General features: G+C 69.6%; 22 protein-coding genes and 2 pseudogenes. 6 read left to right on the top strand and 18 right to left on the bottom strand.

Translation table 11 applies throughout. The annotated features are described in order from the left end of the window. Nucleotides 1-373 precede the first annotated feature (373 nt). The 11 genes and pseudogenes from J7I94_RS33845 to J7I94_RS33890 form a co-directional block, all read right to left on the bottom strand. On the bottom strand, nt 374-778 hold the full coding sequence (locus J7I94_RS33845; RefSeq protein ID WP_306522702.1) for a hypothetical protein: 405 nt from the start codon (nt 776-778) through the stop codon (nt 374-376). 236 nt (nt 779-1,014) lie between these two features. Beyond that, on the bottom strand, nt 1,015-1,422 hold the full coding sequence (locus tag J7I94_RS33850) for a transposase (protein ID WP_215173488.1): 408 nt from the start codon (nt 1,420-1,422) through the stop codon (nt 1,015-1,017). A gap of 140 nt (nt 1,423-1,562) precedes the next feature. After that, a pseudogene (locus J7I94_RS38815) lies at nt 1,563-1,754 on the bottom strand (hypothetical protein); the annotation flags it as partial. Between the two features lie 96 nt (nt 1,755-1,850). Beyond that, a pseudogene (locus tag J7I94_RS39415) lies at nt 1,851-2,045 on the bottom strand (group II intron maturase-specific domain-containing protein); the annotation flags it as partial. A gap of 286 nt (nt 2,046-2,331) precedes the next feature. After that, nucleotides 2,332-3,573: an MFS transporter gene (locus J7I94_RS33860; RefSeq protein ID WP_308114819.1), complete on the bottom strand. Its 1,242-nt coding sequence runs from the start codon at nt 3,571-3,573 to the stop codon at nt 2,332-2,334. A 112-nt stretch (nt 3,574-3,685) separates the two neighbouring features. Beyond that, nucleotides 3,686-4,606: a TauD/TfdA family dioxygenase gene (locus tag J7I94_RS33865; protein ID WP_215173492.1), complete on the bottom strand. Its 921-nt coding sequence runs from the start codon at nt 4,604-4,606 to the stop codon at nt 3,686-3,688. Then, a complete protein-coding gene (locus J7I94_RS33870) occupies nt 4,603-5,964 on the bottom strand; it encodes a hypothetical protein (RefSeq protein ID WP_215173494.1) in 1,362 nt (453 codons plus the stop codon). Before J7I94_RS33870 ends, J7I94_RS33865 begins: the two co-directional genes overlap by 4 nt. Then, entirely contained in the window at nt 5,961-7,100 is a 1,140-nt protein-coding gene (locus tag J7I94_RS33875; RefSeq protein WP_215173496.1) for a GNAT family N-acetyltransferase, read from the bottom strand. The genes J7I94_RS33870 and J7I94_RS33875 overlap by 4 nt, the downstream gene beginning before the upstream one ends. Next, the gene (locus J7I94_RS33880) at nt 7,097-8,209 is read right to left on the bottom strand and encodes a hypothetical protein (protein ID WP_215173498.1); all 1,113 of its coding nucleotides are present in this window, start codon (nt 8,207-8,209) and stop codon (nt 7,097-7,099) included. The genes J7I94_RS33875 and J7I94_RS33880 overlap by 4 nt, the downstream gene beginning before the upstream one ends. Then, nucleotides 8,206-9,594, bottom strand: a complete 1,389-nt coding sequence (locus J7I94_RS33885) for a DUF6002 family protein (RefSeq protein WP_215173500.1) — start codon at nt 9,592-9,594, stop codon at nt 8,206-8,208. The genes J7I94_RS33880 and J7I94_RS33885 overlap by 4 nt, the downstream gene beginning before the upstream one ends. Before the next feature lie 23 nt (nt 9,595-9,617). Further along, nucleotides 9,618-10,664 (bottom strand): methyltransferase, encoded by a 1,047-nt coding sequence (locus tag J7I94_RS33890; RefSeq protein ID WP_215173502.1) that lies wholly within the window; start codon nt 10,662-10,664, stop codon nt 9,618-9,620. 294 nt (nt 10,665-10,958) lie between these two features. Between J7I94_RS33890 and J7I94_RS33895 the strand changes: the two genes are divergently transcribed. From J7I94_RS33895 to dpgC, 6 genes are all read left to right on the top strand, one after another. Continuing rightward, complete coding sequence (locus tag J7I94_RS33895) at nt 10,959-12,968, top strand: KedN5 family methylcobalamin-dependent radical SAM C-methyltransferase (RefSeq protein ID WP_285442767.1); 2,010 nt, start codon at nt 10,959-10,961, stop codon at nt 12,966-12,968. 39 nt (nt 12,969-13,007) lie between these two features. Further along, complete coding sequence (locus J7I94_RS33900; protein ID WP_215173504.1) at nt 13,008-14,369, top strand: peptide ligase PGM1-related protein; 1,362 nt, start codon at nt 13,008-13,010, stop codon at nt 14,367-14,369. Continuing rightward, nucleotides 14,360-15,520, top strand: coding sequence for a glycine amidinotransferase (locus tag J7I94_RS33905; RefSeq protein ID WP_215173506.1), 1,161 nt, complete (start codon nt 14,360-14,362; stop codon nt 15,518-15,520). Before J7I94_RS33900 ends, J7I94_RS33905 begins: the two co-directional genes overlap by 10 nt. 21 nt (nt 15,521-15,541) lie before the next feature. After that, a complete protein-coding gene (gene dpgA / locus J7I94_RS33910) occupies nt 15,542-16,645 on the top strand; it encodes a 3,5-dihydroxyphenylacetyl-CoA synthase DpgA (protein ID WP_215173508.1) in 1,104 nt (367 codons plus the stop codon). A gap of 62 nt (nt 16,646-16,707) precedes the next feature. Continuing rightward, on the top strand, nt 16,708-17,421 hold the full coding sequence (gene dpgB, locus J7I94_RS33915) for an enoyl-CoA-hydratase DpgB (protein WP_215173516.1): 714 nt from the start codon (nt 16,708-16,710) through the stop codon (nt 17,419-17,421). Next, nucleotides 17,412-18,785: a (3,5-dihydroxyphenyl)acetyl-CoA 1,2-dioxygenase DpgC gene (dpgC, locus tag J7I94_RS33920; RefSeq protein WP_251076150.1), complete on the top strand. Its 1,374-nt coding sequence runs from the start codon at nt 17,412-17,414 to the stop codon at nt 18,783-18,785. The genes dpgB and dpgC overlap by 10 nt, the downstream gene beginning before the upstream one ends. Here dpgC and J7I94_RS33925 read toward each other — a convergent pair. The 7 genes from J7I94_RS33925 to J7I94_RS33950 form a co-directional block, all read right to left on the bottom strand. Further along, nucleotides 18,724-20,064, bottom strand: coding sequence for a PLP-dependent aminotransferase family protein (locus J7I94_RS33925; protein ID WP_308114822.1), 1,341 nt, complete (start codon nt 20,062-20,064; stop codon nt 18,724-18,726). The two genes, dpgC and J7I94_RS33925, sit on opposite strands and share 62 nt — an antisense overlap. A 103-nt stretch (nt 20,065-20,167) precedes the next feature. Further along, nucleotides 20,168-20,431: a hypothetical protein gene (locus J7I94_RS33930; RefSeq protein ID WP_215173517.1), complete on the bottom strand. Its 264-nt coding sequence runs from the start codon at nt 20,429-20,431 to the stop codon at nt 20,168-20,170. Between the two features lie 239 nt (nt 20,432-20,670). Further along, nucleotides 20,671-20,898, bottom strand: coding sequence for a hypothetical protein (locus J7I94_RS39625; RefSeq protein ID WP_285442768.1), 228 nt, complete (start codon nt 20,896-20,898; stop codon nt 20,671-20,673). Further along, a complete protein-coding gene (locus J7I94_RS33935; RefSeq protein ID WP_285442769.1) occupies nt 20,895-21,182 on the bottom strand; it encodes a hypothetical protein in 288 nt (95 codons plus the stop codon). The genes J7I94_RS39625 and J7I94_RS33935 overlap by 4 nt, the downstream gene beginning before the upstream one ends. Nucleotides 21,183-21,339: 157 nt before the next feature. Further along, a complete protein-coding gene (locus J7I94_RS33940) occupies nt 21,340-22,152 on the bottom strand; it encodes a carbohydrate ABC transporter permease (RefSeq protein WP_215173519.1) in 813 nt (270 codons plus the stop codon). Next, nucleotides 22,149-23,042, bottom strand: coding sequence for a sugar ABC transporter permease (locus J7I94_RS33945; protein ID WP_308114823.1), 894 nt, complete (start codon nt 23,040-23,042; stop codon nt 22,149-22,151). The genes J7I94_RS33940 and J7I94_RS33945 overlap by 4 nt, the downstream gene beginning before the upstream one ends. Then, nucleotides 23,017-24,318 (bottom strand): ABC transporter substrate-binding protein, encoded by a 1,302-nt coding sequence (locus tag J7I94_RS33950; RefSeq protein ID WP_215173521.1) that lies wholly within the window; start codon nt 24,316-24,318, stop codon nt 23,017-23,019. Before J7I94_RS33950 ends, J7I94_RS33945 begins: the two co-directional genes overlap by 26 nt. Between the last annotated feature and the right edge of the window lie 45 nt (nt 24,319-24,363).

Here is a 24,363-nt window from a genome sequence, read left to right on the forward strand (position 1 = left end):
ATCCAAACGAAATGGCCTAGTCCACGGCCCTCTCAGGACGCCCAGGCCGGGCTGCGGCGCTGCTGGAACACCTCGGACACGGCAGCCTGCCGCGCTCCTGCTGGAACACCCGCCCGTCCCCTACCCGCGAAGGGACTCTCAAGAAGCACGTCAAAGCCCTGCCGGAGGTGACGGCGACCGCGCGCCCGGGCAGCGGCCCCCGCCGACGCCGTCCGCTCCCGGACCCGGCACCAAGACACCCGACCGTAACGGGCGCTTCGGGATCCCCGGACCGGACGGCTCCCTGCCGCCGCAGTCTGGCCGCGGCCCAGGCGCGCGAGACGGTGTGGCTCTGTTCACGAGAACGGGTTCTGGCTCACATTCCGTGTGCCTGTTACGTGAAGTCAGGATTCGAGGCCATGCGCTGGCGGCCGGGGCGGGCGCGAAGTCGAGGTGAGGTGAGTTCCAGGGCCCGGTGGTCGCGTCCGGCGCTCATCTGGCTGAGCCAGCGTTCGTACCAGTCGAGGAAGTCGGTGGCGGAGGAGACGTTGGGGCCCCGCAACCCATCGCTGTTGCCGATGAGGACGCGGCCGGTGAAGGGACCCGTCACCGCGATGACGCATACGCCGGTGCAGCCCGTTTCGATGACGTGGAGGAAGAGGTCGCGTCCGTGGGCCCCGGGTTCTGCGCCGTCGAAGCCGCGGGGTGTCCCCGGTTCCTCACGCGGATTCATGACCAGCAGGGAACACCGCTCCAGCGGCACGAGGCCGTAGAACGGCGCCGCACCTGAGCCGCCCATGTGTGTGAGCAACTGCCGGCAGGGTCGGGAAGAACGATGCCGTGTGCTTGGTCTCGAACGCAGCGACACGTGCTTCTGCCGGCTTCGGACCGAGGCAGAACTTGTGTTGCTCTTCCCCGAAGGAGTGGCCGCGCAGTGGCTGGAACGGGACCGCGGCCAGCTTGCGACGCAGGCGGGGTATGCGGGGATCCACGGTGCGTCTTCTCTCACCCCCGTCACCCCAAGAGTGGCGGTGGTCAGCCGGCCAGGAGAACCCTCTTCCGCAGGAGAGAGAAGCCGGCACGGCCGAACATCTGGCGTTCGAGCATCTTGATCCGGTTGACGTGACCTTCGACGGCACCCGAGTTCCAGACAAGGGTCAGTCCGGCGATGACGGCATCACGGTCACGTTCGAAGCCTGCGGCCAGGGTGTGGAGGCCGGGCAGGCCGTCGCCCCCGACGGCGTCGAGCCACTGCGGCAGCCGTTCGCCCCGGCGCCCGGTGAGCATGGCCGCGAAGGACCGGACGTGAGTGGTGAGGGCGACGAGTCCGGGGCAGCGGGCGCGGACCGTCTTGAGCCGGAGGCGGTCGGCTTCAGGGAGAGTCTCGGGGCGGCGGAGGATCCAACCGGCGACCGTCCGGGGCGAGGACGGCCGGGCGGTCACTGGCCGTGGCGAGGAAAACGGCGTCACCCACTACAGCTGACACCCTGGCCAGAAAACGATCAGGAAGGTCACCCGCCGCCGCCCGAAAGGCCACAGACGAGATCACACAGACCGCAGCGACGGGGTCAATCCAGGGAGCCGACGTAGACGATCCCGCCCAGAGCCGCACGGTCATCCGCCGGCAGCCGGCCCGGATACCGCCGACGCCGCGGCGGGCGAGGAGGGAGCAGCGGAGCGACACGATCCCACAGGTCATCAGGCACAAGATCATCCGACACCCGCAGAACTTGCCGCCCGTCAGCCCAACTGCCAAGAGCCCACACCAAACTCATTCTGAAGTGATCAGTAAGAGACCGGGAAACCGTCTGGCGTGACGGCTCAGGGCCTCTCGCGCTCTGGCTCGCTTCCGCTTGATCCCTGAGGCTGGAGCGCAACGCGGACGGGTGGAACCGCCCGAAGCAGTTGATCCGGCCCCGCACGACCGGGTTGATCTCCCGGGCGAGTTCCTCCAGGGTCGTCTCACTGCGCACGTGCAGCCGCCAGCGGCGGATCTGCACCCGGATCTGCTTGGCGGCCTCGTCGCTGACAGCCGGGCTGAAGCCGAGGAAGAAGTCGACCGGCACTGCGCATCCGTTCCGGCGAGGCGGCCAGTCACCGCGTCCTGGACGAGTGGGCCCGCCTGGGAGCGGACTCGGCGCTCCGGCCCCGTTGCAAGGCGGCTCACCAGCAGGCCGACTGCTGGCCGCTGGTGCGCTCCGGCGCCCCGGTCGAGATCTCGTACGAGGCAGTCCGCGCGCGCGAGAACCCCCTGGCCGCCGACTTCGATGACCCTTGGGCAGGACAGCGCGAGTAATTAGTTTCGTTCATGGCCACATCACAGATGAGCCCCTCCATTCGATCCGCCCTCTCTCATCCCCGCACAGTCACCTCGCTCTCCGTCTCCCCCGTCGTCGTACCAGTCGTGGAAGGCCGAGCGTCATACCGGCGCAGCGCCGGGAACGTGCAGGCGAGGATGACCGCACCCACGACGCAGGAGACGCCGCCGCTCACCACTCCGATCACGGGGGAGGTGAACTGGGCCACCGCGCCTGCCCGGAGCTCGCCGAGTCGGGGGCCGGCCGCGCTGACCACGAAGTCCAGGCCGCTGAGCCTGCCTCGTAGGTGGTCGGGTGTGCTGACCTGGAGAACCGTTGTGCGGAAGACATCGCTGACGACATCGCACGCGCCCGCAACCATCAGCATCAGCAGCGCCACCCATAGGGCGGTGCTGAGCCCGAAGCCGATCAGGACCAGGCCCCAGAGCACGCCCGCTAGCATCATCGCCCTGCCCTGGCGGCGGGTACGGCCCAGCCACCCGGAGAACACTGAGGCCAGGATGCCTCCCACGGCCGGGGCGGCGTAGAGCATGCCCAGCGTTTGCGAGCCGCCGTCGAAGCGGGTCTCGGCGAGTGCGGGGAAGAGGGCTCGTGGCGCGCCGAGCACCATCGCGTTCAGGTCGACCAGGAAGACGGCGGCGATCAGCGGGTGCCGGCGGGCGAAACGCAGGCCGTCCACCACCGCGGCCACACCGGGGCCTTGGCCACCGCCCTCGGGGGGCATCGCACTGAGTCGGAGCACGGCGTACAGGCCGACGAGAAACGTGACGGCGTCGAGCACGTAGGCCGCTTCGAGGCCGGCGGTCGCGATGACGACACCCGCCACCAGCGGTCCGACGGTCATACTGGCCTGGAAGGAGAGCTGGGACAGCGCGCCGGCGGCGGGCAGGTGTTCCGCAGGCAACAGCCGGGGGATGAAGGCTCGCCGGGCGGGCTGGTCGAGGGCGAACAGGCAGGAGTGCAGGGCCGAGAGCGTGTACAAGAGCGCCAGGTTGCGCAGGTCGACCACCGCCTGCGCGGCCAGCAGGAGAGCGACGACAGTGAGACCGCTGCTGGTGATCAGGACGAGCTTGCGCCGGTCGAAGGCATCCGCCAGCGTGCTGCCCAGCACCCCCAGGACCACCAGGGGGACGAAAGTGGTCAGGCCGAGCGCGCCGACGGCCAGGGTGGAGTGCGTGAGGGAGTACACCTGGAAGGGCAGTGCCACAGCCGTCATCTGGCTGCCGATCGCCGAGAGTGACTGCCCGGCCCACAGGCGGCGGTACTCAGGGGACACCCTCAGAGGGCGGGTGTCGGCCAGTAAGCGTCGGCGGGGTGACCGCTTCGAGGGTTTGGTTTCGTCCACTTCTGCTCCGTCGATCTGGCGTAAACGCGGGTTCCAGAGCGGCTCAGGCACTCGGCAATGCGCCGCTGGTGCCGCCCTCCGGTCCGACGAGCGGGGCGGCACCCGCCATCGCACGCTGGATCAGCCTCTCACCCGGTCCATTATCGAGTACGTAGTTGTGCAGCAGCCGCACGTTGTCCCAGACGGCGATGTCGCCCTCGTCCCACTTCCAGCGGACGGTGCGTTCGGGTACCAAGGTGTGGGCGAGGAACAGGTCCAGCAGCGTGTCGCTCTCCAACTGGGAGAATCCCTCGATGCCGGTGACGCAGTTCGGGTTGAGGACGAGGGACCTGCGGCCGGTTTGCGGGGCGACGGCCACCAGGGGGTGGGTGACGACGGGCAGAGCGAGCAGCCGGTCCCTGCTTTCCTGGTCGCGGCCGGGGAGCAGCCAGTCCGCGTAGAGCATCTTGGCGTCGTGCGGGCAGCTGAGCCGGGAGGCGAGGTCTTGCAGGGGACGGGACAGGCCGCTGTACGCGCCGGCGAGGTCCGCGAAGAGGGTGTCCCCGCCGAACGGCTGCACGGTCACGGCCTGGAGCAGTGAATAGACCGGGACGTCGCGGACGAAGGTGCAATCCACGTGCCAGTTGGTGGCGTGCCGGTTGTAGCGGTCACGGCAGCGGATGTCATCCGCGGTCACTCCGCCGGTCTGGTTGGCCAGCACGTGCGGATGGCCGGCGAGCCCGGGCTTGAGGGGGTGGGCGGGTTGCAGGGGGCCGAGCAGGGAGGCGAAGCGGGTCAGGTCCGCCGGGTCCGTCGACTGGCCACGGAAGAACAGCACTCCGTGTTCTTCGACGAGCCGGGCGACCGCATCGGCCGTCGCGTCGTCCGCCGCGCGGACATCCACACCGGTGACCTCGGCGCCGATGCTGCCTGTGAGGCGCCTGAGCCGCAGGCCGGTTCCATGTTCGATGGTGCTTCGCGTCATTTCTGAGCTCCCCTCAGCACGGCGTTCTCCATGGCGCCTTGCCCGTAGACACTGACCACACCGCTCTCCCCCGACGGGAAGTAGCGGGCGTAACAGCCACCCGGCCGGCCACCGAACACCATGGGGCTCAGGACGGGGGCGACGGCGACCCGTTCGGCGCGGGTCCCGGACGCGTCGCACATCTCCAGCTCGTACGGCACCGACTCGGTGTACTCCTGGACGATCGTGTCCCGCTCGGAGAGGGCGCGTTCCACCTCGGCCGCCCACTGCGCGGGAGTGCTCAGCCGACCGATGAGGACCTCGCGGCCCATCATGCCGATGGCCTTCTTCAGGACGAATTGTTCCCGAGCGGACATGAGCAGTTCGGGCAAGTCGACCCAGCGTCCACGCCATTCCGCTTTGGTGTCTCCCACGACTCTGCTCCAGGGGATGTACCGCCGTGTCAGCGCGCGGTCCGTCTCGGTCATCCAAGGCAGCCCCTCGGAGAGCCAGGCAAGCACCTTCTTGTTGGCGAGCAGATAGCTGCTCTGCGGCGGAAGCAGGAGACATCCCGCGTCCAGCACCGTTCGCACCGGTTCCAGCGACTGTCCGCGGCTGGTCCAGTCGGCGGTGGCGAAGTAGCGCAGGCCGACCGGGAAGTCCAACCGTTCGGGCAGGCCGAGGCCGTGTGGCAGCTGGTCCGGTTCGAAGAACCCGGCGCGCAGACCGCGGCGCCGCAGGACGTCGACCTCGATGTCGTAGTAGCGCGAGGTGGCCGCCTGATCCTGTTCGTACGGGCTGCCCACCATGGCGACCGCGCGCGGCAGCCCGAGGTCCTCGCAGACCTGGTCGAAGAAGGCGGCGCGCGCCTCCAGCGGGTCGTGGCCGGTGAACGGAGCGCCCTCGTGACCGCCGTACACATCGGTCCAGACGCGGGACAGCAGGTGGGTCTCGGCGGGGCCCCCGAACGCGCCGCTCACGTTGAACTCGATGAACTGCGGGCCATGCGGGCCGATGATCACGTCCGGGCGGGCCATCACGGCGCAGTAGCGTTCCTCGAACAGATCGTCGTCGGTGAAGAGCGGGTAGTCGTCGCCGTCGGGTGCGAGTCCGAGTTCCGCCAGTCTCCCGGCGCGGGTCGGCGCCGACTCCAGCACCGCGCGTCGCAGCAGTGCCAGGAGCCCGGTCGCGGCGGTGAACAGTTCGTCGTACATGGGTCCGGGAAGGATGAACGGCTCCAGGGGCGCTCGCTCGGTGTCGATGCGGGTGCCGCAGTCGCGCAATTCGTACCGGAGCATCCGGAGCACCTCGGACACGGGGTGGCGGCGTACCAGGGCGGGGCGGCCGGTGCCGGGCCGTGCGGGTGGCCGTTCGGTCACCAGTACTCCCTCCGTCGGGTCGGCCGGGCGTGGGGCGTGCCGGCCAGGAACTGGTCGAGGTCGACGAACAGCGGCTCGGCCAAGCCCGGGGTCCGCCAGCGCAGCTCGGTTCGGGGCGGGCGGTCGTGGTCGTGGAAGTAGACGGGCCGTAACAGTCCCCGGCCGTCGATGGAGACCGGTGGATTGCTCACCAGGAAGTCGCGCAGCGGCGCGCTGTCGCGGCGCGCTCGGAGCCAGACCCGTTGCCCGCCCCAGTGGTTGGCGGGGAGCGAGACCTCGGGGTGGATCTTCCGCTTGAACTGGAAGGTGCCCTTGCTGAGGAAGGGTTCGCAGCCGCCCAGGTCCACGATCTCCGCGCGGTGGCGGGCCGCCCAGTCGAGCACTTCGATGTACAGGGCCATCGAGACGCCGGAGCGGTAGTGGGCGGTGTCGCCGTCGAGCACTCCGGCCAGCCGGATCACCAGCTTGCGCCGGGCCGGCTCCCATTTGCACAGCATGCCCGCCACGCGTGTGCCGGACTCGCGCAGGAAGAGGAGGGCTCCCCCGCGGAAAATACAGGAGTAGGCGCTGCGGCGGGGTTCGGAACGGGCGGCGGCACCGTGCCTGTGGGCCATGGTGGGCCGGTGCATACGGTCGTAGAAGAAGTCGAAGTCGGCCGTGCTGGTGGCGCGTTCCAGGGTCCATGAACGGCGGGTGCGCTGACGGCGGTAGTACCCGCGGTCCTTCGCCGACACGCGCGCCAGCGGTGGGGTGCCCCCGCCGAGAGGGACCTGGAGCGAGAGGCGCAGCGGCAACAGCAGCGCGCGGTGGCTCGGGAGACGTCGCGCCTTGGCGGCCGTGCACGCGATCACCAGCAGATCGGGGGTGTCGGCGCGGCCCTCGGCAGCGGTGGTCCGCCGGACGGCGGGTCCCACGTGCACCGCGCGTCGCTCCTCCAGGAACGGCAGGGTCAGCCCGACGCTCTCCGCCGGGCCCTGGCAGCCGATGGTCAGCTCCCCCTCGGCCGTGTGGGAGACGAGGCCCGTCGGGTGCCCCCCACGCAGTGCGTCGACGGCGCGGTGGGCGCCGAGGACGACACGTCCGTCGCCGTTGCGCCAGCGGTAACCGAGCCCGTCCCACAGGGCACTCAGGGTCATCGTTCCTCCAGCCGAGGCGTTGGGGTCTGCCCGTCGCGTCGTGCGGCTCGTCGGCGCAGCCGGTCGCGTACGGCCTTCAGTTCCGCCTGTGCCTCGTCGAGCGCGGTGGCAGGGAAGCCCTCCGCGAGGGCGGGGGCGTGCGCGGTGACCGCGGCCGGAACAGGTCCGGTGAAACGGACGCGGCCGTCGTGGACGGTCACTCCGTCACCGGCTCCTACGCGGTGGTTCCACTCGGTGGCTTCCTGCTCGGTGAGGCCCGGCGGAAGGTCGAGCGTCACCGTGCCGTCGCGGGTCATCACGGGGTAGCCGCCGGGCAGTCCGTGCGGGCCGGGGAGCGAGGTGTGCAGCCTGGAGCCGTGCGCCAGCGAGTCGATCAGGAGAGCCGCAGTGTGTCCGGTGACGAGGTTCAGCCGCTCCCGATCGGTGGTGCGCTGCTGTGTCAGCAGCGCGGTCACATCGGTGAGGGGTGCCCCGTCGAGCCAGGCTCGCGCTTCGTCGGCGGGGGCGGCGGGTGCGTGCAGGTGAACGTGGTGGGCGAGGACCTTGAGCCGGGGGGTGGGGCCGAGGCTGAGGGCGTGGCCCAGGGATGCCGCCACCAGGCCGGCGTTGCCGATGCCGCAGAGCACCGGGAGGTCCATTGCCTTCAACAGGGGGTTCACCGCGTCGGGGAAGCAGGCATTGATCAACAGCGTGTCGGGGGCGGCGTCGGCTACGGCGCGGGCGGCCCACACCGGGATCTCGGCCTGCAGGGGCAGGGTGAGACCGAACCCGGCCTCGGCGATCAGGTCGGTCCAGCCACTGGGGTGCCGGGTGCGTTCCCACGGCGACTGGGAGGAGGCGCACACGAGGAGCAGCCGGGGGCGGGTGCGAACCAGCAGTTCCTTGAAGGCGTGGCTGCCCGGATCGGTACCCGCCGCGTCGAAGCGGACGGGTGCGCCCGACAGCAGGGCTCTGCTTCCGGCCAGGTAGGCGATCTCGTCGGCCGCCCGCGCGTCGCGGCCGACGACGGTTACGCGCAGCGGCCTCGACCGGAGGCCGGCCAGCGAGCAGCACACCGAGCGGGCCAGGGACCCGGTGCCCAGCACGACCAGGTGGGGCGCGCCGCTCAACGCTTCCACACTACGGCGGCCACGTCCTCGACCGAGCGCACCACGTGGTAGTCGGCCGCATCGACGGCGTCGTAATCGCCGCGCGCGTACGTGCCGCTGCCGTGGACGACAACGGGGCCGTCGTCGACGAGATCGCGGTCGATGGCGTTGAGGACGCCGGTCAGTGCCATGACGAGCGACCACTCGGTGAGCGTGCGCGGGTCGTCGGGGAGCCGGGCCGCGGTGTCGGCGAGCAGCCCGTAGATCAGGGGGTAACGCTCCAGGCACTCCTGCAGCGAGACGACGATGCCTGCCCCGCCGTGTCGGCCGATCAGCTCGTTCATGGCCGGGGAGGTCGCGGGCCGGTGGGTGTAGAAGGTCGGGTCCAGCACTTCGTCGAGCCGGTGAACGGTCCGCGGGAAGGCGGGGTCCGTGTGCTGGACGTGGAGCCCGGTGGCCGGGTCCAGGGTGTAGCGGGGCAGATGGGACCGGTCGAAGCTGCCGTACTTCCAGCTGAGCACCATGTCGGGGGTGTTGAGGTGCTGCACGAGGAGGGAGGCGGGGCGGCTCTCGGGCGAGGACTCGCCGGACTCCTCCAGGACGGTACGGCCCCGGTGGTAGCCGAGCAGCCCGAAGGCGCTGGAGACGGCGTGCGCGTGCAGCCTCTTGGGGCCGTGGTCGCAGGGGGCGACACGGTTCTCGAAGAAGGCCCGGGCGGCGTCGGCCACCAGGTAGTTCTCGAGTTCCAGGGAGAACCACAGCCGTCCGCCGGTCTCCCGCGCCCAGGCCTGTGCGTGGGCGTCGGCGAAGGCACGGGCGAGAGGCTTGACGTCCTCGGGCCGCTCTGAGTCGAGGAGCAGCAGGGGGTTCAGGGCCTGGAGTTGGCTGTCCGCGGACAGTCGGGAGCGGCGCAGCTTGGCGTGGCTGGACAAGGGTGCGAGCGTCGTGATCCGCAGTTCGTGAGGTTCGGCCAGTCCGGCCTCCAGTGCCCGCAGGACGGCGTCGCGCAGCGCGGTGCCCTTGTTCCCGGAGGTCGGGGTGCAGAGCATGACGGGCGTGCCGGTGCGCCGGATGTGTTCGACGGCCCGCGCGACGATGAGGAGGGAGGCGAACGTCTTCGTCGTCCCGGTCGCCGGGTTGCCGGTGAGGTCCAGGAGGGTGAGCGGGCGGCCTCGGTAGTCCCCGAGGGGCTGCCAGTGCGCCGTGGCCGCGGAGTAGTACGCGCGGGTGGCCGGGTCGAGCGCGGGGAAGGCGAACGCCGGGCGGAATGCCTCGGGCTCGGGGCAGGGGCCCTGGTCGGTGACACAGGCGGCCACCACCTCGGGCAGGCGCTCGTAGTGATCGAGTATCAGGTTTCCCGCCCCGGCCCCGGTGCCGGCTGCGGGGAGTGGGGGCGACGTCATCATCGGGGTCCTCCCCTGCTTGGTGGTCATCCCTTGACGCCGACGACGAGCGCGTGCTCGTACGGCAGCCCGGTGTACGAACGGACGCTGCGGCAGCCGACCTCCGTGAGCCACTGCTCGTAGTCCTTGGGCGGATAGGCCATGCCCTCGCCGCTCGCCAGGACGTTGAGGAAGAGCGAGAGCCGGGCGGAGAGCAGTCCGCTGTTCTCGTCGTCGGGGGCACACATGTTGTAGAGGAAGATCTTCCCGCCCGGGGGCAGCGCCTTGTAGGCCTTCGTCAGCAGTTTGACGTTGTGCTCGGGGGAGAAGACCTCCATGGAGTGGCTGAACAGGATGCCGTCGAAGCCGCCGGGGAAGTCGTCCTCGAAGATGTCGCCGGGGTGAGTCAGCACGCGACCCTTGACATCGTCCGGGAGCCCGTTCTCCGCGTGCCGGCACACGCTGGGCATGTCGAAGATGGTCACCGTGGCGTGCGCGTGCCGCCGGACGAACTTGATCGCGGTCGTGCCGTCGCCACCGCCGACGTCGAGCAGTCGGCCGATCTCGGCGAGTTCGGCGTTGTCCAGGAGGGCGTGGGCGAACAGATGGGTGAACGGCCCGATCGAGTCGTGATAGCTCGCCACCAGTTCCGGTTCGTTCGCCAGCCGGTCGTAGAGCGTGTTTCCCGGCTCGGGATAAGAAGCGAGCGCTGCCTCGTTCGTTCCGGTCCGCAGGGCGTCGGTCAGATGAGGGAAGGCCGGATACTGGAACCTTCGCCAACCGAGGAGTGTGTCCCGCCATCCCTCGGGGCGGTCCGTCACCAAATGCTCCTCGGCGACCCGCGAGTTCACGTATCCGCCGTCGCGCCGCTCCACCAGCTCGGTGGCGCACAGCGCGAGCATCAGCACACGCAGCTTGTGCGGCTCGATTCCCACATGCCGGCGCAGTTCCTCGAACGTGGCGCCCGGGTGGCGCGATACGAACGGAAGGACATCGAGCTCCAGAGCCGTGATGACGGCATTGAAAAGAGCCGGTCCATTGACGATGAGCTGGAATCTCTCGTATACGCGGTCGAATTCCTGCGAATCGCCCATCAGTTATGTGTCCCCTTCCAAGGGTGTGACTGATGTTGAAATCGGCAAGACCACGGGAGGCTAACACGCCATCTCGGACAAGGTCAACGCGCGCAACCGCCGCGAAAGTTGACCAGATCCCAGGTTTCATGACCGGAATCAATCCATCACAGAACCGACCGGTGATTGAATCAAGCCATTCCCCAGGACTCTCCGATCCATAGCGACGACAGGGTTGACACCGAGATCAACACCCCTTGAGCATGAGGAAATAGCGCGAAGCCTGCGACTCATCTTGGTTTGTTCCGACGCTCGATGCGAGGAGCACGCGTGACAGCTTCCGAAGAAGACTGCAAAACCACCATTTCCCTTGTGCAGCAGGGCGTCTGGGAAATGTCACTGGAGTCAATGCCGCTGGCTTCCGGGTATCTTAAGTCAACCCTCATGGCCGACGAAGAAATCAGTCCCCGCGTGGACGTCTCCATCAAGAACTTCCGGGGCGGCACCACGAATGCGGCCATGGGCAACGAACTCTTCAGCGGCGGCCCGCCGGACATTCTTGCCTTCTCTGTACTGGGGTGGAACTACCAGTCTTTCGGTGCTCTCGCCGCCACCTTCAAACAACTGAACCCGGCCGGCCTCGTCGTATTCGGCGGCACGCACGTGGCCAACCAGGCAGCTCGCGTCTTCCGCATGTTTCCAGAGGTGGACGTGGTGGTCAACGGCGAGGGTGAGCTGACGTTCAGAGAGCTGGTCAGGGCCTGTCTGGCGGGCGTGGACCGGCATGCCCTCGGCTCGGTCGCCGGGATCTCCTACCGTGGGCCGGACGGCGAGGTCGTCACCACCGAGGAGCGCCCGCGCCTCGACGACCTCGAACAGATCCCCTCGCCCTTCCTCACCGGGGCGCTGGAACTGACCGACGAGAAAGGCGAGTTCCGGTACGACGTGGCGTTGATGGAGACCAACCGCGGCTGTCCCTACAAGTGCGCCTTCTGCTACTGGGGCGGCGCCGTCGGCCAGAAGGTCCGCGCCTTCTCCCAGGAGCGACTCCGCCGCGAGCTGGAGCTGTTCGCCAAGCTCAAGGTGCACACCATCGTGGCCTGCGACGCCAACTTCGGGCTGCTGCCCAGCGACCTGGAGTTCGTCGAGGCGCTGATCGAGACCCGGGACACCTACGGCTTCCCGCGGGCCCTGGAGACCTCCTGGGCCAAGAACAAGTCCAAGACGTTCTTCAAGATCGTCCAGCGGATGAAGGAGGCCGGCATGCACAGCTCCTTCACGCTGGCCCTCCAGACGCTCAGCGACAGCGCGCTGGAGACCATGAACCGGCGCAACATGAAGGTCAACGAGTGGGAGGACCTGGCGGCCTGGCTCGACCGGGAGGGCCTGGACTGCTACGCCGAGCTGATCTGGGGTGCTCCCGGGGAGACCGTGGAGTCCTTCATGGAGGGCTACGACCGCCTCGCCCGGCGCGTGTCCAGGATCGCCGTCTACCCCATTCTGCTGCTCCCCAACACCGACTACATGGAGAAGAAGGAACTCTTCGGGATCACGGCGGTCCGCGGAGACCACGACGACTTCGAGTACGTGCTCGCGCACGACACCATGACCTTCGCCGACAACCAGTACATGCAGCAGTTCCTCTTCTGGGCCCGGGTCGTCGCCGAGAACGCGGTATTCCGCTACATATGGGGCCCGCTCCGGCACTTCGCCGGCCTGACCCAGTCGCGGGTGCTGATCAACCTGGGCGACTGGCTGGCGGAGATCGACGATCCGGCGGCCGTGCCGTTACGGGAGTTCTGCGCGACCGCCGCCGGAGGCACCGCGTCCTTCGGCGCGGCGATCAGCTACTTCTACACCGATCCGGAGGCCGTGCGCCTGCTGCACCGGTGGTGGGACGAGTCGATCCGCCCGCTCATCCCCGAGCGGTTCCGGCCGGTCCTCGACGAGGTGTTCCGCTACGACCTGCTCACCCAGCCCGTCTTCCGCCCGGAACAGTCGGGAACCGCGCACGAGGAACTGGAGGTCGAGGAGATCCGCGACGAGAGGTACTACGTACGCAGGGACGTCCGGCTGGCCTACGACGTGCCCGCCATCGTGGCCGCTCTCCGCGCGGACAGGGAACCGGACCTCTCCCCCTCGCCGCGCGTCCTCGACCTCTACTACCGGACCGGTTCGGAATCCGCCGTCACGTCGACCAACCACGAGATCGTCATCCATTTCATGGGGACGACGAAGGAGCACATCCTCACCAACGCCAACGCGGGCGGCCCGTCGGCCGACGCGGCCGGCGAGGCGGGCAGCATCCGGGGCGGCTGCGGCTGACCTCGAGCACACCGAAGCGTCTCCACGGAGGGAACGCCTTTGACACGGCTACTCATCGGCAACGACTTCAACGAAGACCTCTTCACCCGTATCGCCGCCTCCTGGTCGGTGCAGCGGCTGGCGTGGTTCGCCCAGGACGGCGATGTCCTCGTCCTCCCCGTCCACCCCGAGGAGGAATTCCTCGCCTACGTCACCTCGCTCACCGGCACCCGGCGCTCGGCCATCGAGGTGGTCGTCCCACCTGCCGGGCGCGCCGGGGAGGACCTGCTGACCGCCGACCGGCTGTCGGCCCCGGCCTTCCTCACCGCACTGCGCCGGGCGCTGGCGGGCCGTCCCGTCACGGACATCCTCGCTCTGTGGCCGGACACCTCGGTGGCCGCGCTGGCCCGCGCTCTCGGTGCCGAGCACGCGGTCCCGGGGCTCGGCTTCGCCGCCCAGAGCGGTGGTGCCCTGGTCAACAGCAAGGCGGTGTTCCGGGCGGTGGCGGCGGGCGTCGGCGTGCCGGTCCCCGAGGGCGCGGTCTGCGCCACCCGGGAACGCGCCGAGTCCGCGATCACGGAACTGCTCGACGCGAACACGCCGGTCGTCGTCAAGCAGGACTACTCGCTCGGCGGCAAGGGCAATGAAATCCTCAGCCGCGTTCCCGGCATCCAGCCCGTCGGCGCCCGCCGGACACTGACCCTCACGGATACAGCCAAGGTGCGGGGCTATCTCGACGAGCGGTGGGCGGAACTGAGCCGGAACAGTCGCGACCCGGTCGTCGTCGAACGCTATTACCCGGACAGCACCTCTCTGTTCGCCGAGTACCTGATCACTGACGACGGCGTCGAGTTCGGCGGCACCGGCGAAATGATCATGGCGCCACTGGCCAAGGCGCAAGTGGTGCCCGCACAGGGACTCAAACCGGACGCCGCCGCCGGACTCGTCGAGCACGGACGGAGGTTGTGCGTCCCGCTGCACGCCATGGGGTATCGCGGACGCCTCAGCGCGGACGCCGTCCTGACCCGTGACAGCGAGCTGTTCTTCACCGAGTACAACGGCCGTGTCACCATGTCGACCCACACCTACGCCGTCATCGGCGCCCGGCTGGCCGGCCTGGACCACGCGGACGACCGGGTCGTCGTCGAGCGCATCTGGCCTGACGGCTGGTCCGCCCGTTCCTTCGCCTCCGCCGTCTCGGCGCTCACCGACGCCGGCCTCGCCTACGACCCGTCGACCCGCACCGGGGTGATCTTCAGCAGTGCCCTCGACCTGAGAGACCACTCGATCATGCAGTGCGTGATCGCCGAGGACCTGACGCGCGCGGCCGCCTACGAGCACCGGCTCAAGGAACTGTTCGGTCCCGGTGGCACCGCCTCACGCACCGACCCCACCGGCAAGGAGAACGCAGCATGCGGTTGAACAGCTTCGACGAATGGTCCCCGCTCAAGGAGGTTGTCGTCGGATCGGCCGTGAACTACACGTCGCACGAACGGGAGTTGTCGTTCGACCTGTTCTTCCACGACAACATCACCCGCTCCGAGTGGTACTACCCGCGCCTCAGCGCCGGCGGCTCCCCCGACGGGGCCGGCCGGGGCGCCGCGGCGGACCGCTCCCCCATCAAGCAGCGGTACGTGGATGAACTCATCGAGGACATCGAAGGCATCGTCGCCACCCTGGAGTCCCTGTCGGTGAAGGTGCACCGGCCGATGGACGTCGACGCGTCCACCACGGAGGTACGCACGCCGGCCTGGTCGGCGGCCGTCGTACCCCCGTTGAACATCCGGGACAACACCCTGGTCCTCGGGGACGAGATCATCGAGACGCCGCCCATGATCCGCTCACGCTACTTCGAAACCCAGTTCCTCACCCCGGTCTTCGCCGAGTACTTCCGGCAGGGCGCCCGGTGGACCGTCATGCCCCGGCCGCTGATGACGGACGCCTCCTTCGACCTGTCGTACGCCCGGACCAGCAACGTGGGCGGCCCCACGGAACCGATCGAGGACCCGCAGGCCTCCGTGTACGACGTGGGCTTCGAGATGATGTTCGACGCGGCACAGTGCCTGCGGCTGGGCCAGGACGTCATCGTGAACATCTCCACGGCCAACCATGCCATGGCCTGTGACTGGCTGGAGCGGCACCTGGAGGGCCGATTCCGCATCCACCGAGTGCACCGGCTCAGCGACAGCCACATCGACAGCATGGTGCTGGCGTTGCGGCCCGGCACGCTGCTGGTACGCAACAAGGAAGTGCTGGACTTCCTCCCGGAGGCGCTGCGGAGCTGGGACCTGATCGTGGCGCCGCCCCCCGGGAAGAACAACTTCCCGCAGTACGAGGACGACGACCTGGTGCTCACCAGCCCGTTCATCGACCTCAACGTCCTGTCGGTCGATCCCTCGACGGTGCTGGTCAACAGCGCCTGCCCGGAACTCATGCGGACCCTGGAGCAGCACCGGTTCACCGTCGTCCCGGTACGTCACCGCCATCGACGGCTTTTCGGAGGCGGCTTCCACTGCTTCACGCTCGACACGGTCCGCGACGGCGGCCCCGAAGACTACCTCGGTCTCGGCTGACATCGAGGAGAGGAGCGGACCATGACCCGGACCAGCGGCTCCCTCCCACGGATCGTATCGGTGGGAACCGCCGTGCCGCCGGCCTCGTACACGCAGGAGGAGCTGCTCTCGGTCTTCGGGATCACCGATCCGAGGATCCGGTCCGTCTTCCTGAACAGCGCGATCGAGCGCCGCCACCTCACCCTGCCGCCCCGCGACCCGGACGGCACTCCGCGGACGGAGACGCAGGGTGATCTGCTCCGCAAGCACTCCTCCAGCGGGCTCGTCATCGGCCGCGAGGCGATCGAGGCGTGTCTGAAACGGCTCGACGCGGACCCTGACGAGGTGGCGTTCCTGTGCTGCGTCTCGTCGACCGGGCTCCTCACACCCGGATTCAGCGCGCTGCTGATCAGGGACCTCGGACTGCGGCCCTCGTGCGGCCGGCTCGATGTGGTCGGCATGGGCTGCAACGCCGGGCTCAACGCGCTCGCCGCGGTGACCGGCTGGGCGAGCACGCACCCCGGACGGCTGGCCCTCATGGTGAGCATCGAGGTCTGTTCGGCCGCGTACGTCTTCGACGGCACCATGCGCACCTCCGTCGTCAACAGCCTCTTCGGGGACGGCGCGGCAGCCGCCGCAGTGGTCGCGGAGGCTGGGCCGGGGCCCGCAGCGAGCGCCGGCTCGGAGCCGTCGTACTCCGGCGAAGGCCCCGCAGTGCTCGGCTACGCGAGCCGCATCATCCCCGACGCGATCGAGGCGATGCGCTACGACTGGGACGAGGACCAGGGACGGTTCTCCTTCTTCCTCGACCCAGAGATACCGTACGTGGTCGGGGCGCACGTGGAGGAAACGGTCAGCCGGCTGCTCGGCGACGTCGGCCTGCACCGCTCGGACATCGCGCACTGGGTGATCCATTCGGGCGGCAAGAAGGTCATCGACGCGGTCCGCGTGAACCTCGGCCTCACCCGCCACGACATGCGCCACACCCTGTCGGTGTTGAGGGACTACGGAAACCTCTCCAGCGGCGCTTTCCTGTTCTCCTTCCGGCAGCTGTGGGAGGAAGGAACAGTTCGGCCCGGTGACCACGGCGTGATGATGACCATGGGCCCCGGCTCGACGATCGAGACCGCACTGCTGCGCTGGTGAGACGCGCACCGCCGCCGCGGCCCCGTGCCGCGGCGAGCACGGGCGCGCGGGATTGGGGAAGCATGAACGAGCATGTCGCCCGGGACGTCGCCGAGTTCATCGACGGGCTCGGCTTGATTCTGACGGTCGACGGAACCCGCCCTCTCGATGAGTTGACGGCGGCGGTGACCTCGGTGTGCGCCCGGGCGGAGGAAGACGGCGGTCGCAACGTGGTCGTCCTGCGCCTGCGGTCCGCCCGGCCCGACCGTTCCTGGCCGGGCCGGGTGCGCATCGGGGAGGTGAACCGGTGGGAGCGCGCGGTCCGCAGGGTCGAACGGCTGGCGGCGGTGACGGTCGCGGTGCCGGAGGGAGTGTGCGGCGGTCCCGCTTTGGATCTGCTGCTCACCACCGACTTCCGGATCGCCTCGCCCGACTTCCGGTTGCTGCTGCCGGTCAACAACGAACACTTCTGGCCAGGCATGGCGGTTCACCGGCTGGTCGGCCAGCTGGGAGCCGCCCAGGCCCGCCGGCTGGTGCTGTGGGGACATGAGATCACCGCGGATCAGGCCGTGTCCCTCGGCCTGGTGAACGAGATCGGGCACGACCTGGAGGAGGCGCTGCGCGCGGCCGTCGTGATGCTCGGCCGTCTCAGCGGGGCCGAGGTCGCGATACGGCGCAGCCTGATCCTGGAGGCCTCCGCCACCCCCTACGAAGAGGCCATCGGCTCGCATCTGGCGGCCTGTGACCGCGAGTTGCGCCGACTGGCCCGCGACGAGGAGTCCGCCACATGGTCATGACACCCGACGGAACGGCCGCCGGAGCCGTCCCCCCGCCCGCAGCGCCCCCGCTGGTCGGCATCCTCGACAAGGACGCCTCGGTGCTGGCGGAGGAGGCGGAGCGTGGTGAACGGATCCTGGCGCGCCTGCCGGCCCCGGTGGACCGTGACGCCGGGCAGCGGGACCTGGCGGCGACCGTGTTCGGCTCCTGCCGGCAGACCCGCGAGCAGTTCATGCGCCGTCACGCGGACGCGGTCTACGACGTCTTGACGGACGGCCGCGCACGTCGGCTCCGGCTGACGGAGCTGGTGTTCGCCGCCGCCGAGCGCTTCCCCGGCCTGGTGCCCGACCGGAGGCAGATGGACGAGGAGGGCGCCCGAGTCCAGGCCCACAAGGAAGGCAGGGAGATCGACCAGGGGATCTTCCTCCGCGGCATCCTCCGCTCCCCGACGGCCGGGGCGCATCTGACGGACACCATGCTGATGGCCTCGCCCCGCGCGCTCGCCCTCGTCGACCGCTACCGCCGTGACGGACGGGTCGATCTGGGACCGGTCCTGCTGGAACGCCGCGCCGCGGCCGGACATCTCACCGTGCGCAACCCGCACTGTCTCAACGCCGAGGACAACGCGCTGATCGACGCGATGGAGACGGCCGTCGACCTGGTCCTCCTCGACGATCGGACCCACGTGGGCGTCCTCCGGGGCGATGTGATGACCCACCCCCGTTACGCCGGTCGGCGCGTCTTCAGTGCCGGGATCAATCTGTCGGACCTGCGCGACGGCCGGATCTCGTTCATCGAGTTCCTGGTGCGCAGGGAACTGACCTACCTGAGCAAGATTCTCCGTGGTCTGCTGCTTCCGCCCGCCGAAGCCACCTTCGAGGTGCCGTCCGTGCAGAAGCCGTGGGTGGCGGCGGTCGACTCGTTCGCCATCGGCGGCGGCATGCAACTGCTGCTGGTCTTCGACCGGGTCATCGCCGCCGACAACGCCTACTTCAGCCTCCCGGCCGCTCAGGAGGGCATCGTGCCCGGTGCGGGCAACCTGCGGCTCGGCCGGATGACCGGTTCCCGGCTGGCCCGCCGGGTCATCCTCTCCGGCAGGAAGATCCGGGCGACCGACCCGGAGTCGGACCTCGTCTGCGACGACGTGGTGGCCGTGGACGCCATGGACGACGCCGTCGAGGCCGCCGTGCGGGAACTGGACAACCCCGCCGTGGTCGCCAACCGTGCGATGCTCGCCCTCGCTGAAGAGCCGGCGGACCAGTTCCGCGTCTATATGGCCGAGTTCGCCTTCACCCAGGCGTGCAGGCTGTACGGCGAGGACGTCATCGGCAAGGTGGACCGGGCCTGGTCCCGCTCGGCCGCCCGGAGGCGGCCTCCTTCCTGAGGAACCCGGCGAGCCGGGCCACCCCTTCCTCGATCCGGTCCGGCTCCAGGTAACTGCACGACAACCGCAACTCGTTGTCGCCCCTGCCACTCGCGTAGAACTGCGACATCGGCGTCCACAGGATGCCGTGCTCCGACGCGGAGATCTCCAGCAGGGCGGCGTCGGCCGGCACCGGAAGCCGCATCCGCACGAAGAAACCCCCGGCCGGACGCGACCAGCTCACTCCCGGCGGCAGCCCGGCGCCGGGCGAGAGATGCCGGTCGAGCGCGTCCAGCAGCAGCGCGAGGTTGCGGCGGTACAGCTCGGACTTGCGCTGCGCGAGGGCCTTCAGCGATCCGCCGTGTTCCAGGAGCATGCCGCCCACCACAGCCTGGCAGATCGGCGAGGTGTTGACGGTCACCATGCTCTTGCTCACCGCCAGTTCGTCCGCGAGCAGCCGTCGACCGCCGTCGCCGGTGCGGATCACCTGGTCCGCGACCACGTAGCCGACCCGGGCGCCCGGCAGACACACCTTGGCGAAGGTTCCCAGATGTACCACCCGGCCCTCAGTGTCCAGTGCCTTGAGCGGCGGAATCTCCTCCCCCGGCGGTGCGGTGAAGCCGTAGGCCCCGTCCTCCAGCAGCAGCAGGTCCTCCTGTTCGGCCAGGGCCAGCAGGCGCCGGCGGGCGGCGAGACTCGTCAGGCTTCCCGACGGATTGGAGTAGTCCGGGGAGAGGTAGACGGCCCGTATCCGCTCGCCCTGGGACCGCGCGGCGCGGCACTGTTCCCGCAGCGCGTCGATGTCGACGCCGTCCTCGGTCTCGTCCACGGAGACCACGTCGACGTTCAGCAACCGGGCGGCGCCGCGCATGCCGACGAAGCACGGGTCGACGACGGCCAGCCGGTCCCCCGGCCGGGCGCACAGAGCATGCAACGTGAGCAGCATCGCCTCCTGCGCGCCCACCGTGACGACCACGGCCTCCGGCCCGGCGTCGATTCCGTGATCGCGGCGGAGCGCGTCTGCCACGAGTTCATTGATCAGCCCCCGACTGGGTCCGTACTCGTACAGCAGGCGCCGGGCCTGATCCCGGCTCAGCGCGCGGTGAGCGACCTGGTGGGCGATCCATGTGTCGACGTGGCGGGCCACGTCGAGATCATCGAGGAAGGCGAGATGCGGGGCGCCGGGCGCGAACGAGATCGCGTTGGGGTACCGGCTCATGATCTCGTTGAGAAAACTGATCGAACCGAGCACCGGATCACCGAACGCGCTGTGCAGCTCACCCTGTTGCAGCTCGAGCACGATCCCCCCTTATCCGGCTCATGGGTCACTTCCTACCCTCGGACAGCCTCGGACAAGCGCGGCGGGCAGCGGGCGCCGCCTGGTGTGAGCCAACAAGTGCGCGTTACCTCGGCCCGCTGCTCCTGGGGCGGATCCGTATCAACATGCCGAAGCCGCCGGGGCTAGGCAGGAGTTCCGTGGTGTAGCCGGCTTCGAGGTGCGGCGCCTGGTTGCACACGATGACGTTGCCTCCGGAGTCGACGTGCAGGATCGCCGCGTCCTCGTGCTCGGGATCGCGGGTGACGGTCAGGACGGTGTCGTCGACCGCGCGCTGGATACGGTCGGTCACGGCCGCACGGGCGCGGCGTTCGATGTCGGTGAGCTGCACGGGACGGACGCCGGTATCACGAGGCGGCTCCGATCGGCATGGCCGGCGCCTACTCGGGGTCGGCGATCTGGTTGAGGAGGTAGAGCATCCGGTCGGCCCGCCCGGGGGGGCGACGGCCACCGGCCGCTCGCCGTCCGGGGTGACCTCGCCGCGCCACGCCGCGGTCAGCAGGGCCGTCTCGTGAACGTGCCTGTCGGATGGCAGTGGCCAGGTGGCGCCCTGCGAGCCCAGCCCGGCCGTCAGATTGTCCAGGTCGTGGCGCCGTCGGGTACGACTTTGGCGCGGGCGGAGACCAGGCCCAGCAGCGGGTCGGTGATGACCAGGCCGTTGGTACCGAGGACGGTCACCCGTGTCGCTGCCGGGCTGCGGCGGGTGCCCGAGGGGGTGTGGCCGCGCTCGGTGTAGTCGACGTGCAGCACGGCGAGGGGCCGGCTGCTGTGCCGGAGCAGGGCACGGGCGGCGATCACCAGCCAGGTCCGCCGGTCGGCCGCTTCAAGCTACGGAGCCGGGGCTTGGTCCAGCCAAGGGTCTGCCTGAACAGGCGGAATGTGTGCTCGATGTCGAAGCGGCGGAGGAAGGACTGCCAGCAGCGGTCGAGGTGCGCTTCGGTGGCGCCGGTGCGCGACCACCACAGCTGGACCGACTTGTTGACTCCGCCGCTGGGCAGCTTCTCCGCGACCAGGCGCAAGACGGTGCCCTCGACGCCGGGCAGCGGGCCGTTCTGGTCGAGCCAGTCGGCCCGACGGGTCAACCGTCCGTGTGTGGTGCGTTACACCTCTGGCACCTCTGCCACTTGAAGCTCACATGATGTCCTCGCCGCCGCGCACGCACGCCGACCGGCCGGCACCGCTGCCGGCGTGAGCGGGCACGGCACGACCCGCACCGAAACCACCCCACCCCTGCTCCCTCTACCCCCGCACCGCCCCCGTCGTCAGCCCGGTCACGAAGTGGCGCTGCAGCAGGACGTACACCACGACCACCGGGGCCGAGGCGATGACGACACCGGCGAACAGCAGCGGGTACTGGGTCAGGAACTCACCCTGGAAGTCCAGCAGGGCCAGCGGCAGGGTGCGGTGGTCCTGAGAGCGGATGAACAACAGGGGGTAGAGGAGGTCGTTCCAGTCCATCACGAACAGGAAGATGCCGGTGGTGGCGAGGGCGGGCCTGGACAGTGGCAGGGCGACGCGGACGAAGGCGCGCAGCGGTGAGGCGCCGTCCAGTTCGGCCGCCTCGTACAGTTCCCCTGGGACGGTGCGCAGGAAGCTGCCGAGGATGAACACGGCGGTCGGCAGCGTCGTCACGGTGTCCACGAGGACCAGGCCGAGGAGACTGTCGGTGAGGCCGAGGCGGTCGAAGAGGACGTACTGCGGGACGATCGCCGCCTGCGCGGGCACCGCGAGCCCCGCCACCAGGACGCCGAAGACGATCCAGCCGACCCGGCCGGGCACCCGGGCGCAGAAGAACGCGGCCAGGCTCGCCACGGCCAGGGTCAGGGTCACCGCGCACAGCGTGACGACGACGCTGTTGAGCGCCGCCCCGTCCAGGCCGCCCTCCGCCACCGCCCGGCGGTAGTTGTCGAGGGTGGGTGACGTGGGCGGCGCGAGGGGCGCGTCGAAGAGCTGCGGCAGCGTCTTGAAGGTGCCGAACGCCACCACGAGCAGGGGCAGTACGACGACGGCGGCGCCCGCGAGGAGGGCCGCCGGGCGCAGGGTCCGGGTCATCGGGTCGCTCCTCGCGTCGCCCGTCGCTGCACCCAGGTGAGCAGCGCGATCAGTGCCATGAACACCAGTGACTGGGCGGCGGCGTAGCCGAACTGGTTGTTGGAGAAGGTCGTGTAGATCCGGGTGGACAGGATGTCCAGGGCGGGGCCCGGCGGATTGCCGCCCAGGCCCAGCACCAGGTCGAGCGCCTTGAAGGACTGCACGGTGGTGTAGGCGACCACGATGCCGGTGGCCGGGGCGACCAGCGGCCAGGTGACGTACCGGAAGCGGGCCAGGCGCCCCGCGCCGTCGAGTTCGGCCGCCTCGTACAGTTCCGGCGGGATCGCCTGGAGCCCGGCGATGAAGACGACCATCATCTGCCCGGCGTGGAACCACACCTGGGTCAGGGCCAGCCAGAACACGGCCGTGTCCGGGTCACCGAGGTACACCGACTGCGCGCCGTCCAGGCCGACGGCGCGCAGGGCGGCGTTGAGCAGGCCGCCGTCCGGGTCGTAGACGAACCGCCACACGAAGGCGACCGACACCGACGACAGGACCGTGGGCAGGAAGAACACGGCCCGCAGCAGGGTGGACGCCCGGGTGGTGCGGACCAGCCAGAGGGCCAGCATCAGGGCCAGGGCCGTCTGGGCGAGGACGACGGTGACGGTGAGCTTGAGGTTGTTGGCGGCGGCCGTGCGGAAGGTGTCGTCGCCGGTGGCCAGTTCGGTGAAGTTGCGCAGGCCGACGGTGTGGTAAGTGGCGCTGTAGCCGTCCCAGTCGGTGAGCGCGTACTGGACGGCCTGCACGGTCGGGTAGGCGAAGAAGAACAGGTAGAGGGCGAGGGCGGGCACCGGGAAGAGCCACAGTGCCCGCGCCGTGCGCCGCCTACGACCGCTTCTGGTCGATGACACGCTGGGCCTCCTCGGCCGCCTGCTCCGGCTCCGTTCCGCCGGCCACGGCCACGGTGGCGTTCTCGACGGCGGTGCGAATGTCGAGGTTCAGGAACTGGAAGCGGGGCGCGAGCAGCGTCTCGCGGGTCAGCCAGGGAGCGACGGCCTTGAGGTCGTCGTTGGCGTACTCCACGCCCTCGACGGTGACGTGCTGGCCGGTGCCGTTGGCGTAGGTGCCGGCGTTCTCGGGGTCGCTGAGGAACTCCAGGAAGGCGTAGGCGACGGGCTGGACGGTGGAGGCGCTGTTGACGCCCAGGATGAAGGTGGTGTTGAAGACACCCTGGTACTTGGCCTTTGCGGCCGTGGTGGTGATGGGCGCGAGCAGATCGAAGGGGAACTCGGTGCCGAGCGCGCGCACCCCGGCCATCTGGAAGGACCCGGTGGCCAGCAGACCGGCCTTGCCCTGGGCGAAGAGCTGGGTGACGGCATCGGTGCTGGAGCCGGTGGCGCGGTCCTGGAAGTAGGGCCGCAGGGCGGCGTACTGCTCCAGGGTGGTCAGGAACCAGTCGTCGGTGACCTTGTACTCACCGGACTCGATCCTGGTGAACATGTCGTCGGAGGGCGCGTTGTTCATCACCATCGCGTTGAGCAGCTGGCCGGCGTTGGCGCTGTCGCCGCCGGGCCAGGCGAGCGGGGTGTAGCCCTTGGCCTTCAGGTCGTCCAGGAGCTGGAGGAAGCCGTCCCAGTCCGAGGGCGCGCTGGTGTGTCCGGCCTTGTCCAGGGCGTCGGTGTTGGCCAGCGGCATGTTGAAGACGAGCTGGTAGGGCAGGCCGTACTGCGTACCGCCGGTGGCGCCGGGGCCTATCAGGTCGCGCTGGTAGCGGTCGACGACGCCGGTGCCGGTCAGCGGCGCGTACACACCCGCCTTGACGATCTGCTCGAACTGCGCACCCCGGAACGCGGTGAAGACGTCCCCGCTCTTGGCTCCCGTGATACGGCGCAGGGCGGTGGACTGGTAATCGGCGGACGGGGAGATGTCCTGCTCGACGCCCGCGTCGGGGTGGGCCTTGGCGAACTTCTTGATCAGACCGGCGAGCACGGCCTTGTCCTCGGCCCGCCAGTGGGCGAAGGAGACGGCGCCCTCGACGGCCCCGGAGGTGGTGACGCCGGAGGGCGAGGCACTGCCCGCGGTGGTGCCGGAGCCGCCGCCCGGTCCGGCGCAGGCGGCGAGGCCGAGGCCGAGTCCCGTGGCGCCGAACAAGCGCAGGGCTGACCGCCTGTCGAGGGTGCTGGTCATGGCAAGGTCCTTGGGTTGACGAGTGCGGACGTAGCGGGGTTGAGG

Origin of the sequence: Streptomyces sp. ISL-12 (assembly GCF_018614415.1) — a bacterium.
Lineage (GTDB): Bacteria > Actinomycetota > Actinomycetes > Streptomycetales > Streptomycetaceae > Streptomyces.